We start from the raw sequence: 11,828 nt of genomic DNA, 5'->3' as shown, positions 1-11,828 counted from the left end.
GTGAGCGGGCGTCCGGCTCGGGACGGTTGTTTGTGAGCGGGCGTCCGGCTCGGGACGGTTGTTTGTGAGCGGGCGTCCGGCTCGGGACGGTTGTTTGTGAGCGGGCGTCCGGCTCGGGACGGTTGTTTGTGAGCGGGCGTCCGGCTCGGGACGGTTGTTTGTGAGCGGGCGTCGGGTCGGGTGTTAGATGTTTCCCGTGGATCCTGCCACGCCGCCGAGGAGGGCGGCCATGGTGCGCCAACGGGCGATCTCGCAGCCGTCCGTCCGGCTGAAGCGGCTGCTGACCTCGCGCCCGCGGAACCGGCCGGTCACCAAGGCCACTTGTGGACCACCGTATTGCTGGGTGCATATGCGGTCCGGCCGGGGCAAGGGAAAGAAGATCTCCTCGCCGAACTGTTCGACGGCGGCAAGCGCCGCCCGGGGGTCCGGAAGGGTCGAGCCTTCGGAGACTTCGCCGCCCGAGCCGAGCAGGACGAACTCGTAGTCCGCGGCGCCTGGTGCCTCCGTCAGCGTGATGGTGAGCTCGACGTCGTACTTTGTGCTTGAAGTCATCGCTGTCCTTCGTGAGACGGTGTTTGTACTAGGAGATCCAGGAGCGGCCGCACGTGGTCGAGGACCCGCGCACGGAGCGCTTGGGCCTCGGCAGCGAACGCCCTCTGATACTCAACGTACTCGGCCTTGCCTTGTGGTGTCTCGATCCTGATGGCCGGGTATCCCCACTCTTCAAGGTCGTAGGGCGAGGCCTGCATGTCCATGGCGCGGATCCGCCAGGACAGTTCGAAACAGTCCATCACCAACTCGCTCGGTAAGGCCGGCGTCAGTTTGTACGCCCATTTGTAGAGGTCCATGTTGGCGTGCAGGCAGCCCGGTTGCTCAATGGTGCGCTGGTTGTCCCGTGTCGGGGTGAGTTCGTTGAGCGGAATGGCGTCCGGCGTGTAGAAACGGAAGGCGTCGAAGTGCGAGCAGCGGATCCGGTTGTCTTCCACCACGGTGTCAGTGCCTTCTGAGCCGAGGCGCAGCTTGAGGTATTCGTGGCGAAGATCGAACTTGTCCTGGCGGTAGACCATGGCCCACTCGTGGAGTCCGAAGCAACCAAACTGGGCGGGCCGCGCTACGGTTCCGGCAAGGATGATGCCGGCGAAGCGGATGGCTTCGGTGCGGTCGGCCACGAAGCGGCTGCGATCGAAGGTGACGGCAACGGTACCGGCGGGCAGCCCCGCGGCCGCCAGCGCGCCGTCGTCGAGCACTCGGTAGTACTTCCACCCGGCCCGCTCAGCGGCTTTGGGGCCGGAGAGGACGGCGCCGTCGCCCGGGTGCCAGCGCAGCAGCTGGCCGGGCTTCTGGGTGTAGTACGTGAAGAGGAAGTCTTCGACGGGATGTTTCTCGCCTGCGGAGCGCCGGGCCAAGTAGGGCTTGGCATAGCGTTCGACACGGGCGTGGTGGGCAGCCTCCAGCGCGAGCCATTCCTCTTGCGGGAGGTGCTTGTACTTAAGCTCCGGCACCGCTTGAACCAAGGATGTCGGCGACGGCGGCCCACGCGGCAATTTCGCAGCCGTCCGTGAGCTTGTAGGAGGACTCGACGCCCACGCCATCAACGGCCCCGGTGACTATTGCCGTCTGGGGTCCGCCGTAACGCTGGTCGCAGACCTGGTCGCTGGAGCGCGGCGTGCGCGTGAGAAGGGCGGGGTTCTTTTTCAGGGCGGCGCATGCTGCGGCTGCGGTGGGGTGGTGGCTTTCCGCGGAGGGGACGCCGCCGGTGCAGACGAGCGTGTAGCTTTCAGGGGCTGCCGAAGCGGAGAGCTTGACGATGATGGAAAGCTCGGCCTCTGCGGAGCCGGGAGAGCCGGGCGCCGTGGGGGAGATCGAAGGAGTCGGTTTGCCGCTGGGAGACGCCGTTTCGTCGGGCAAAAGCCCGGTAGGGCTGCTCGACGGCGGGGATGACGTGCTGCTACCAGGCGCCGAACTGCTGGGCGAACCGCCCCCGGGGCCGGGCGTGCAGGCGGCAAGACCGGCGACGGCGACGACGGCCAACACAGACCGGACTATTCGCAGGCGCATGGGGTTCTCCTTGATTTATGCCAGTTTATCGCCCGCACCGGCAGTGGGGTGTTGCGTGGCCGCGATGAGCCCGGTCATTGCACGGTGCAGTTCCGCTACTTCGGCCCGCGTGAGTTGGAGCCGCTCCATGATGGTTCCCGGCACGGCCGTCGCCTGTTGCCTGAGGGCGGAGCCGGCTTCCGTCAAGGTGATGGCAAGTGCCCGTTCGTTTCCGTGGATGCGGTTGCGGGTGACGAATCCTGCTTCTTCGAGCCGGCGCAGGATGGGCGAAAGGGTGGCAGGCTCGTGCTGGAGTGCCTCACTGATGTCCTTGAGCGTGCGCGGACTGCGTTCCCATAGGGCGAGCATCACGAGGTACTGGGGATGGGTCAGCCCCATCTTTTCAAGTACCGGCTTGTAGACGCCCACCACGCTCCGCGACGCCACGGTCAGGGCGAAGCACAATTGGCGCTCGAGTAGAAGGTCGTCTTCAGGCGGGGCGGCGGTTTCGGGGGCAATGGGTGCGGCCATGGCTTGCTCCGTTCCGTGTCGATGACCGGACTTCGCCGGCCAATAGTTAGTGCACTAATTGTTAGTGTACTCTTAAACCACAACATCCTTTTGAGAGAGGGTAGACCCGGTGGCCAAAGAGACCATGACCCAGAGATTCATGCGCGCAACTGGCAAGCTTCGGATCATTTTCGGACCGGCGCACAGCAGTTCCCTGGATCATGAAATGACCGAGGAGAACAAGCGTCTCCTCGTGCGGCGCCAGGCCGAAGCGCAGCAATGGGAGACCGTCCGCCGGCCGGACGGCAGCACCTACGTGGTCCCCAAGAACCCGGACGACAAGTCCCTTCGCTAGGGGCTTCTCGCTCTCAGCGATCGACGCCGACCCCGGGCCTTTTGCGGGTTCCGGGCGTAAAATTGGCCTCACTGGACCACTCAGCTCCAACCGTACGGCTGGACCTCGCAGCGGGGAAGGAGGTGGCAATTGTGGGACATGCACTCGATAGTTTCATGAGGGTAACCGATCGACTGCGTTTCTGGTTCGGCCCGGCAACCCGGGGCGACATTGATGCGCCCGTAGTCCACAAGCATGACGACTTCGAGACGGCGTCGGAAGAAGACCTGGGGCATTTCGTCGTCGAAACGGACGACCAGGGCCACCACTACGGAGTCCGCAAGGAAGGCGCCTGAAGCCGCTCGCGGCTCCAAAGCCGCAGGAAAGCAAAAGAACCGGAGCACAAGCTCCGGTTCTTTCACGTTAAGTACTGCAGATTCCGACGGCGGGTGCCCGACGGCGGAGTTCGTCTAGCGGCCGGTGCCACCATAGACGGTTGCCTCGGCGTCGCCGTCGAGCTCGAACGCCTTGTGGATGGCACGCACGGCGTCATCCAGCAGATCGGCGTGCGTGACCACGGAGATGCGGATCTCCGAGGTGGAAATCATGTTGATGTTGATGCCCGCGTCGGAGAGCGCCTTGAAGAAGGTGGCGGAGACGCCCGGGTGCGAACGCATGCCGGCGCCGATCAGCGAAAGCTTGCCGACGTTCTCGTTGTATTCGATGCTCTCGAAGCCGATTTCAGGCTGCGCAGCACGGAGGGCGGTGAGGGCGTCGGCGCCTTCCACGATGGGCAGGGTGAAGGAAATGTCCGTGCGGCCGGTACCGTGCGTGGACACGTTCTGGACGATCATGTCGATGTTCGAATGTGCTTTGGCGATGACCTGGAAAATCGCGGCGGCCTTGCCGGGGATGTCCGGGACGCCGACCACGGTGACCTTGGCTTCTGAACGGTCGTGTGCAACACCGGAGATGATTGGCTGCTCCAAGGCAACTCCCTCTTGAATCGTGATCTTGTCATCGGCGCTGGGCAGGACCCAGGTGCCTTCGTTCTGGCTGAATGAGGACCGGACGTGCAGGGGCACGCCGAATCGGCGGGCGTATTCCACGCAACGCAAGTGCAGGATCTTGGCGCCGGAAGCTGCCAGTTCCAGCATTTCCTCGCTGGAAATACGGTCGATCTTCGTGGCAGTGGAGACCACGCGGGGGTCCGCGGTGTAGATGCCGTCGACGTCCGTGTAGATTTCGCAGACGTCTGCTTCGAGCGCGGCTGCGAGGGCCACCGCAGTGGTATCGGATCCGCCGCGGCCAAGGGTAGTGATCTCCCGCGTGCTCCGGGTCATGCCCTGGAAACCGGCCACGATGGCGATGTGTCCCTTGTCCAAAGCGGTGCGGATGCGGTGGGGGTCGACGTCGATGATGCGCGCCTTCCCGTGGATGCCGTCCGTGATCATGCCGGCCTGCGAGCCGGTGAACGACTGGGCGGAGGCACCGAACTTGTTGATGGCCATGGCGAGCAGGGCCATGGAGATGCGCTCGCCTGCGGAGAGGAGCATGTCCATCTCACGGGCGGGAGCAGAATCGGTGACTTGGGCGGCGAGGTCCAGGAGCTCGTCCGTGGTGTCTCCCATGGCGGAAACCACTACGACAACCTCGTTGCCGGCCTTTTGTGCGTCAACAACGCGGCGGGCAACACGCTTGATGCCTTCTGCATCGGACACCGAGGAGCCGCCGAACTTCTGCACGATCAGCTGCTTGGTCTTGGCAGGCTGCGCGGTCAGGTCTTCGGTTTTCACATCGGTAGTGGGCAAACTCATGCGCGCACCCTCACTGCTCAATTGGGGATCATACGTTGCGTGGCCAGGTAGCGGCACGGCTACGTGGCTTATGTGGCCAGTTTATCGCCGGGCGCGGCGGGCGGGGGAATTGTGACCAAATCTCGGCCCTTGGGTGCACGCCGAGCGGTTTCGGCTTGGCGTACGATCAAGAAATACGCAGCCTGCGGGCATGTGGGCTCACGGGAGTTGAAGCGTACTTGTTCTGTTTGGGGGAAACAGGTGAGTAGAGCATGTCCATAGCTGAAAGTTCAAGAGTCCCGGTTGGTGACGCCCCGGGAGTATCCGCGGAAGGCGTCTCACGCCGCTTTGGCACGGTTCACGCCGTCGAGCACATCGATTTCCACGCCCCGCCAGGGAAGGTCACGGCGCTCATTGGGCCCAATGGCGCAGGCAAAACGACGCTCCTTCTCATGCTTGCCTCGCTTCTGCGGCCCGACTCCGGGACCATTCGGATCAACGGCTTGGATCCCTTGCACCACAGCGCGGCCGCGCGGCTTCGGATCGGTTGGATGCCGGACACCCTGGGGGTGTGGGAGTCCTTGACTGCACGCGAAATCCTGGTCCAGATGGCGCGCTTCTACCGCCTGCCCAGGGCAGGCATCGCCCAGCGTGTTGCCGGCTTGCTCGAACTTGTCCGGCTGGACACCCTTGCCGACCAGCCCGCCCGGGTCCTCTCAAGGGGCCAGCAACAACGGCTCAGCCTGGCCCGGGCCCTCATCCACGATCCGTCCGTGCTTCTGCTCGACGAGCCAGCGTCCGGCCTCGACCCGGGATCCCGGGTGGAGCTCCGAAACCTGCTGCGCCGCCTGGCCGGGGAAGGGAAAGCCGTGGTGGTTTCCTCCCACGTACTCAGTGAGCTCGATGAAATCGCGGACGGAGCGGTGTTCGTCAGCCAGGGCCGGACCGTGAAACAGCAGACCCTTGAGGAGGCGGCCCTGCAGGGCCGGCGCTACGCGATCACAACCCTCGACAATGCGGCCCTCACCGCAAAGCTCAGCGAACTCGGGCTCGAACACCGGGTGGAAGCGGGCCGCCGCCCGTCGGTCACCTTGCTGTTGACGCACGACGACGGCGCTGCCGCCCTCTTGGGCGAACTCGTCCGGTCCGGCATCAGAGTAGTTTCCTTCGCCCCTGCAGCCGGTGCGTTGGAAGAGACGTACATGAACCTGGATACGGAGAGGCCATGAGCGACGTGAGTGAATCCGTGCCTGTTTCAGCGGGACCTCCGGCGGGACCGCAGGGAGCTACGGGAGGCTGGAGCGCCGTCGTCGGCTACCTTGGCGGGATACGCGACGTCGTGGTCCTTGAGATGAAACAACGGTTGCGCTCGCGCGGCTGGTACATCATGTTGGGCATCTGGTTTTTTGTCATCGCGGTAGTGACGTGGCTGACGTGGCTCGCCTGGAACGCGAGCATGGAAGCGCGGCGTTCCACGATGCCGCCGTCCGCACTGGCGCCCCAGGACGGAGCCGGGTCCATGATCTTCGAGGTCGTGCTGGCCTTCGTGCTCCTCTTTGCCCTGCTTGTGGCACCTGCGCTGTCCGCCAATGCCATCAATGGAGACCGGGCCGGGGGCACACTCGCCATCCTTCAGATCACCTTGCTGACTCCTGGCCAGATTCTCTGGGGCAAGTTCTGCGCCGGATGGCTCGCGGCGCTCGCCTTCCTGGCGACAAGCGCCCCGTTCCTTGTCTTCGGAATGTTCCAAGGCGGCCTGACCCCGGGGCACGTGGTGGTTTCCTTGTTGATGCTGGCGGTAGAACTGGCCGTTGTGTGCGGGATCGGAGTGGGGATTTCGGCGCTTGCCGGGCGGCCACTGTTCTCGATCGTGGTGACCTACTTGGTAGTCGCGGCGCTGGTGGTCGGCTCGTTGATTTCCTTCGGACTGGGATCGCAACTGGCGCAGGGCACGGTATTGGCCAACTCTCCAGTTGGCCGTGGCGTTTTGTATGCGCCGGTGCAGCCGAATCAGCAGCCGACGGAACCAGCGCAGCCGGCATATACCTGCGAGGGGCCCTTGGTGGAGCACCCGGCCGTCCGGACCGAACGCGTTGCGTGGATGCTCGCGTTGAATCCCTACGTGGTGGTGGCCGACGCCATTCCGTATCCGGACCGGAGCGGGACGGCGTTCTACTCGGTCGGGATGATCGAGGGCATCAGCCAGGGTGCCAGGTCCGCGCTCGCCGGGCCGGAGCACTCCTACCTATGTGCAAACGGCGTGCCGCAGCCGCAGTACCTCAAGCAGACAACGCCTTTGTGGCCACTGGGACTCGGCCTGCAATTGGTCCTGGCGGGGCTGCTCATGTGGCTCGGTTGGCGTTCGCTGCGGACGCCAGCAGGCCGGCTGGCCAGCGGGACGCGGATCGCTTAAACCGGGCGGCTCGCTTAGGGGTCCGCAACGGCGTCGGGGGTGTTCCTGGAAGCGAGCCGCCTACATGAGGGCGTTGCGGCGGCCCTCGAAGGCCCTACCGAGGGTGACTTCGTCCGCATACTCCAGGTCTCCGCCCACCGGGAGGCCGGAAGCAAGCCTGGTGACGGTGATGCCGATCGACTTCAGCATGCGGGCCAGGTAGGTGGCCGTCGCTTCGCCTTCGAGGTTGGGGTCGGTCGCGATGATGATTTCCTGGATGGCGCCGTCGTTGAGCCGTGTCAGCAGCTCGCGGATACGGAGCTGCTCAGGCCCGATACCTGCGATCGGATTGATGGCGCCGCCGAGGACGTGGTACCGGCCGCGGAAGGACCGTGTGCGTTCCACAGCCAGGACATCCTTGGATTCTTCGACCACGCAGATCACCGAGGGGTCGCGTCGCGGATCGCGGCAGATGTTGCACAGCTCCTGCTCGGTGACGTTGCCGCAGACGGTGCAGAACTTCACCCGTTCCTTGACGGTGGTGATGGCCGCGACCAACCGCTTCATGTCCTCGGGATCGGCCTCGAGGATGTGGAAGGCCAGGCGCTGCGCCGACTTCGGCCCGACGCCGGGAAGCCGGCCGAGCTCGTCGATCAGCTCTTGTACTGCGCCTTCGTACACTATGTCCTCGTTCGTTCGGTGTCGACGCCTTTGCCGTTCGGCGGCGTCGCGGTTTGGTGGCACCCTTTGTGGCGCCGGCGGGGCTCTCGCGCGCAGGGTGTGGTGACGGTGTCCGTTTGTTAGCGACGCATGCTGTCCAGCGACCGTTCTTCCAGTAGCTTTCCGCCCAGAATACGCTCGACCGCGGCCCGTCCAAAGACTCCCGATTCCTCGATGGTTTCATCGTCGGCACTCGGGATGTCTTCCACTACGGTGCCGGGAGCGACGGCGGCCCGTGCAGGTGCTTTCTCGCGGCCGGCCATCGCTTCGGGGCTGTTCGAAAGCCGTTGGTAAAGGCTCTGCTTCCCGCTTCCCGAAGGCGCCGACCCTGTTGCAGGGGCAGGGGCTTGCGCGAGTGTTACGGCCGAACGCGCGGGTTCGGCGGCCGGCTCGGTGCTCAGTGCCGGCACTGACGCCTGCGGCTGGTTTGGAACCTGCGCGGCGGCAGGTTCATAGACGGGGCTCGGCGTGGCCGGCGAGGGCGAAGTGGCCGGGCTATCAGGGTTGGCGGAGGTGCCCGAAGCCGCCGAACCAACGTTGGACTCGGTGCCGACCACCCACGAACCCGGCGCGTGCTCTACAGCCCTGGACCATGGATCTTCCGGGGTCTTCGATTTTTTCCCCGAAGGTGCTTTCTCCGGAGATGCTTGGGTGGAGCGCTTGTTCGTGGGGGCTGGGGAATCAGTGCGTGGCGTAGCGGCCGGGGCGCGGGGGCCCGCCGTGGGCATGCCGGTGAAGCCCGGGGACGACGACGGCTCCCAATCCATGGGCGGTTCTTCGTCCAGCGGGGGAGCGTCCTCGTCCCGAGGGGGGCCCCAATCATCGTCCGAATACGAGTAGTCCGCGGCAAGGTCTGCCGGTGCCGTTGGGGACGAGGCAGCTTCTGCGGCGGACGACACCCGGGTGGCTGCTGGGGCCGGATCCGGAGCCGCGGAAACGGCCTGGCTCGGAGCGGCCCCGGATGCCGGGGCCGCCTCGGGTTTGTCCGCTTCCGGTGCGGCAGGGCTTTGGGCCGCAGGGGCAAGTCCCCACGCGCTGTCCACGGCGGACGATACAGCCGGGGAGCCGCCACCCCCTACAGGGGGCGCCGGGTCAGCCGGTGCTTTTGGGTTTGGTTCAGAGCTACCTGAGCTGTTGCCTCCGACGACCGAAGTGATCTGGCAGTCGATGCCGATCGTCTTGTGGATGGCCTGGCGAAGGTTCTCGGCATGGTCTGCGCGGCTGAAGGCGCTCGCAAGGCCGTCAGTGCTGAATGCAAGAGTGAGAAGTTGACCGTCGAACTGTGCCACCTGCGCGTTTGCTCCGACCAACGCCCAGCTGCTGCGCTTGATCTTGGTCAGCGTCTGGAGGATTTCGGGCCAAGCCCGCCGGATGACCTCTACATCGCCACCACCGGCAGCGGGGCGAGGCGCCTGAGCGGGCGCTGGCTGCGGGGCGGGCGCCTCCGCGGGCGCCGGCGGTTGTACGGGGGGTGACGCCGGAGCCTGGGCCGGCGAGGGCGTTTGAGCTGGAGCTTGGTCGGCTGGCTCGGGAGCGGGGCGGCTGGCCTGCTGCCTGGATTCGTCCACGGGCCAGTCAGTAGTGGACACCCGTGGCGGCGTCAGTTGTTCCCTGGACGGTTCCCCGGAGGCAGGCGAACGGCCGGGGGCCGGAGCCTCGGCGAACGTGGCTGACAAGGGCGCGGCCAGCCCGGACGCGGCTGCCCCGGGCGTTGGTGAGTGGAGCGCTGGTGAGGCGGGAGCGGGACTGGCGTCCGCCGTCGGGCGTTCCACTGGTTGTTCCGCTGGGCGCGCAGTTGGCACGGCGGAAGTGGAAGGAGCCGCAACATCTGCCGGCGGCGTCTGGGCTTCCGCGGGGGGAAGTGCCCCGCCGTAGTTGAGACGGCGTTCGACGCGGTCGATCCGGGCCGCGATCCCGCGTTCGGTCTGCTCGGAACTGGGCAGTAGGATCCGGGCGCAGAGCAGTTCGAGGTGCAGACGCGGCGAAGTGGCGCCGGTCATCTCAGTGAGCGCGGTATTGGTCACATCGGCGGCACGGGATAGCTCGGCTGCACCGAGGTTGTTTGCCTGGCTGCGCATCCGGGCTATCTGGTCCGCAGGCATGCCGCGGAGGATGGCTTGGGCGCTTTCCGGCATGGCTTGGACGATGATGAGGTCGCGGAACCGCTCCAGCAAGTCTTCGACGAAGCGGCGGGGATCATGCCCCGTTTGGATGACACGGTCCACGGCACGGAAAACCGTGGCGGAGTCTGACGCGGCGATCGCCTCGACGACGTCGTCCAGCAGTGAAGCGTGGGTGTATCCAAGCAATGCGACGGCGAGTTCGTAGTCCAGGCCGTTGGGTCCGGCGCCGGCCATGAGTTGGTCCAGTACGGAGAGCGAGTCGCGCACCGAACCGCCGCCAGCCCGGATCACGAGGGAAAGCACGCCGGGAGCCACCGGCACGTTTTCCTGTTGGCAGAGAAGCTCGAGGTACTGCATCAACGGCTCGGGCGGCACCAGCCGGAAGGGGTAGTGGTGCGTACGGGAGCGGATGGTGCCGATGACCTTGTCCGGCTCCGTGGTGGCGAAGATGAATTTGATGTGTTCCGGCGGCTCTTCGACGATCTTAAGCAGCGCATTGAAGCCGGCCGAGGTGACCATGTGGGCTTCGTCAATGATGAAGATCTTGTAGCGGTCCCGGACCGGGGCGAAGGTGGCGCGTTCGCGGAGATCCCGGGCATCGTCCACGCCACCGTGGCTGGCAGCGTCGATCTCGATCACGTCGAGGGAGCCGGAGCCGCCGCGGGCCAGCTCAATGCAGCTGTTGCATTTGCCACAAGGAGTGTCCGTGGGGCCTTCGGCGCAATTGAGGCAGCGGGCGAGGATGCGGGCGGACGTGGTTTTTCCGCAGCCGCGGGGGCCGGAGAAGAGGTAGGCGTGGTTGACCCGGTTTTTGCGCAGGGCCGTCATGAGCGGTTCGGTGACGTGTTCCTGCCCGATAACGTCCGCGAAAGAATCGGGGCGATATCTGCGGTAAAGCGCAGTAGTAACAGTCACAGGGGAAACCTACCTATAGGGACTGACATTTAAATAAGAGACCCCTCATGCACCCGCCAGAGCCCATCTACCCTTGCTACCTTCCGGTCCTGGGGGAGTTCAACAGGATGACGCCACATGAGGGGCCGTCGACAAGCTTACCCGAAGTTTTCGAGCCCTCCGAATTTGCGGACATGTGCCTTGTGAGAGCCAAAAGATGGACATGTCCAGTTAGCGCCAGCCGTTCACGGGCCACGTCATGAACGCGGGCTCCTCATAAGGGTGGGCTGAGCGCAGGGCCTGCACTACGGCGTCGAGCAAGTCTGTCTCAACCACGCACTCGACCCGGATTTCCGGCACCGTTTCGCCTTGCCCCACGGCGCCGATGAACGGTTGTGCCCCTGGCATGGGGGTGAAGCGTCCGGTGCCCGGAGTGGTGAATGAGCAATGCGAATAGTCGCCGATTCTGCCGGCCCCGGCATCACCGATCGCGGCCAGCAAGCTCTCGCTATGGGATACCGGGACGTAGACAACGAGGGCGTGCAGTTGGCTCATTCCACCATCCTCCCAGCGGCCGCTCAAAAACAGGTCAAAGGATGGTTTCCAATCTCCATTGCCAAACCGCTGAACCCAGCGGACTATTGGTATGTACACCGATTGGGGCAATCTCAAGATTGTGAGCCGCAGGGCCTGGTTTCAGGGGCTGGACCCAGCAGCTCAACGGAGTGCCGGAGGAATGGACGCATTGGGGGCGTCCATTTTTACGTTTAAGCGCACGGAGGGCCCGCTCGACACCATGAATGTCCCGATTGGGCGATGCCGAAATTCTCGGGTACAGTGGAGTCTGCTTTTGATTCAGAAGCATGGAGAATTCGCCTAGCGGCCTATGGCGCACGCCTGGAACGCGTGTTGGGTTAACGCCCTCGGGGGTTCAAATCCCCCATTCTCCGCGTTTGGCCCCGGTCCTTGGACCGGGGCCTTTTTGCGTTTTGGCTCTATTCGGATTGTGGGCGCGAGCGGAA

Annotated in this window: 12 protein-coding genes, 1 tRNA gene and 1 other RNA gene; 5 read left to right on the top strand and 9 right to left on the bottom strand. The window is 64.9% G+C overall.

What is annotated here, in order from left to right:
* Positions 1-183: 183 nt before the first annotated feature.
* The 4 genes from AC3WJM_RS19580 to AC3WJM_RS19565 are packed head-to-tail and all read right to left on the bottom strand — an operon-like array spanning position 184 to position 2,568.
* Positions 184-552, bottom strand: coding sequence for a serine protease inhibitor (locus tag AC3WJM_RS19580; protein ID WP_492272724.1), 369 nt, complete (start codon positions 550-552; stop codon positions 184-186).
* Positions 549-1,592: a 3-methyladenine DNA glycosylase gene (locus AC3WJM_RS19575; protein WP_492272723.1), complete on the bottom strand. Its 1,044-nt coding sequence runs from the start codon at positions 1,590-1,592 to the stop codon at positions 549-551. The genes AC3WJM_RS19580 and AC3WJM_RS19575 overlap by 4 nt, the downstream gene beginning before the upstream one ends.
* The gene (locus AC3WJM_RS19570; RefSeq protein ID WP_307052868.1) at positions 1,489-2,058 is read right to left on the bottom strand and encodes an SSI family serine proteinase inhibitor; all 570 of its coding nucleotides are present in this window, start codon (positions 2,056-2,058) and stop codon (positions 1,489-1,491) included. Before AC3WJM_RS19570 ends, AC3WJM_RS19575 begins: the two co-directional genes overlap by 104 nt.
* A 15-nt stretch (positions 2,059-2,073) precedes the next feature.
* Positions 2,074-2,568, bottom strand: a complete 495-nt coding sequence (locus AC3WJM_RS19565) for a MarR family winged helix-turn-helix transcriptional regulator (protein ID WP_492272722.1) — start codon at positions 2,566-2,568, stop codon at positions 2,074-2,076.
* 124 nt (positions 2,569-2,692) lie between these two features.
* Here AC3WJM_RS19565 and AC3WJM_RS19560 point away from each other — a divergent pair, with 124 nt between their 5' ends.
* Together AC3WJM_RS19560 and AC3WJM_RS19555 are read left to right on the top strand one after the other, a co-directional pair.
* Positions 2,693-2,902 carry a hypothetical protein gene (locus AC3WJM_RS19560; protein ID WP_253257261.1) on the top strand — a complete coding sequence of 70 codons (210 nt, stop codon included), beginning with the start codon at positions 2,693-2,695 and terminating at the stop codon, positions 2,900-2,902.
* 155 nt (positions 2,903-3,057) lie between these two features.
* Complete coding sequence (locus AC3WJM_RS19555; RefSeq protein ID WP_113990642.1) at positions 3,058-3,237, top strand: hypothetical protein; 180 nt, start codon at positions 3,058-3,060, stop codon at positions 3,235-3,237.
* A 114-nt stretch (positions 3,238-3,351) separates the two neighbouring features.
* Here AC3WJM_RS19555 and AC3WJM_RS19550 read toward each other — a convergent pair whose 3' ends face one another.
* The gene (locus AC3WJM_RS19550) at positions 3,352-4,698 is read right to left on the bottom strand and encodes an aspartate kinase (protein WP_306964159.1); all 1,347 of its coding nucleotides are present in this window, start codon (positions 4,696-4,698) and stop codon (positions 3,352-3,354) included.
* 251 nt (positions 4,699-4,949) lie between these two features.
* Here AC3WJM_RS19550 and AC3WJM_RS19545 point away from each other — a divergent pair, with 251 nt between their 5' ends.
* Both AC3WJM_RS19545 and AC3WJM_RS19540 read left to right on the top strand, forming a co-directional pair.
* A complete protein-coding gene (locus tag AC3WJM_RS19545) occupies positions 4,950-5,906 on the top strand; it encodes an ABC transporter ATP-binding protein (RefSeq protein ID WP_332602473.1) in 957 nt (318 codons plus the stop codon).
* A complete protein-coding gene (locus AC3WJM_RS19540) occupies positions 5,903-7,090 on the top strand; it encodes an ABC transporter permease (RefSeq protein WP_284988646.1) in 1,188 nt (395 codons plus the stop codon). The genes AC3WJM_RS19545 and AC3WJM_RS19540 overlap by 4 nt, the downstream gene beginning before the upstream one ends.
* A 60-nt stretch (positions 7,091-7,150) precedes the next feature.
* On the opposite strand, the gene recR is transcribed toward AC3WJM_RS19540, so the two are convergent.
* The 4 genes from recR to AC3WJM_RS19520 all read right to left on the bottom strand — a co-directional run bounded on the left by recR (position 7,151) and on the right by AC3WJM_RS19520 (position 11,361).
* On the bottom strand, positions 7,151-7,750 hold the full coding sequence (gene recR, locus AC3WJM_RS19535) for a recombination mediator RecR (protein ID WP_028265726.1): 600 nt from the start codon (positions 7,748-7,750) through the stop codon (positions 7,151-7,153).
* Positions 7,751-7,869: 119 nt separating this feature from the next.
* Positions 7,870-10,827 carry a DNA polymerase III subunit gamma and tau gene (locus AC3WJM_RS19530; protein WP_492272721.1) on the bottom strand — a complete coding sequence of 986 codons (2,958 nt, stop codon included), beginning with the start codon at positions 10,825-10,827 and terminating at the stop codon, positions 7,870-7,872.
* Between the two features lie 33 nt (positions 10,828-10,860).
* Positions 10,861-10,957, bottom strand: an RNA gene (gene ffs / locus AC3WJM_RS19525) — signal recognition particle sRNA small type.
* An 80-nt stretch (positions 10,958-11,037) separates the two neighbouring features.
* Positions 11,038-11,361, bottom strand: coding sequence for a YqfO family protein (locus AC3WJM_RS19520; protein WP_306964166.1), 324 nt, complete (start codon positions 11,359-11,361; stop codon positions 11,038-11,040).
* Positions 11,362-11,671: 310 nt separating this feature from the next.
* Here AC3WJM_RS19520 and AC3WJM_RS19515 point away from each other — a divergent pair.
* Positions 11,672-11,756 (top strand) — tRNA-Ser (locus tag AC3WJM_RS19515).
* Positions 11,757-11,828: the final 72 nt, after the last annotated feature.

The sequence above is a fragment of the Arthrobacter sp. FW306-1B-G06A genome, from assembly GCF_058781765.1.
Note: the sequence above shows the minus strand (reverse complement) of the source record. Positions and strands in the feature narration are given on the sequence as shown.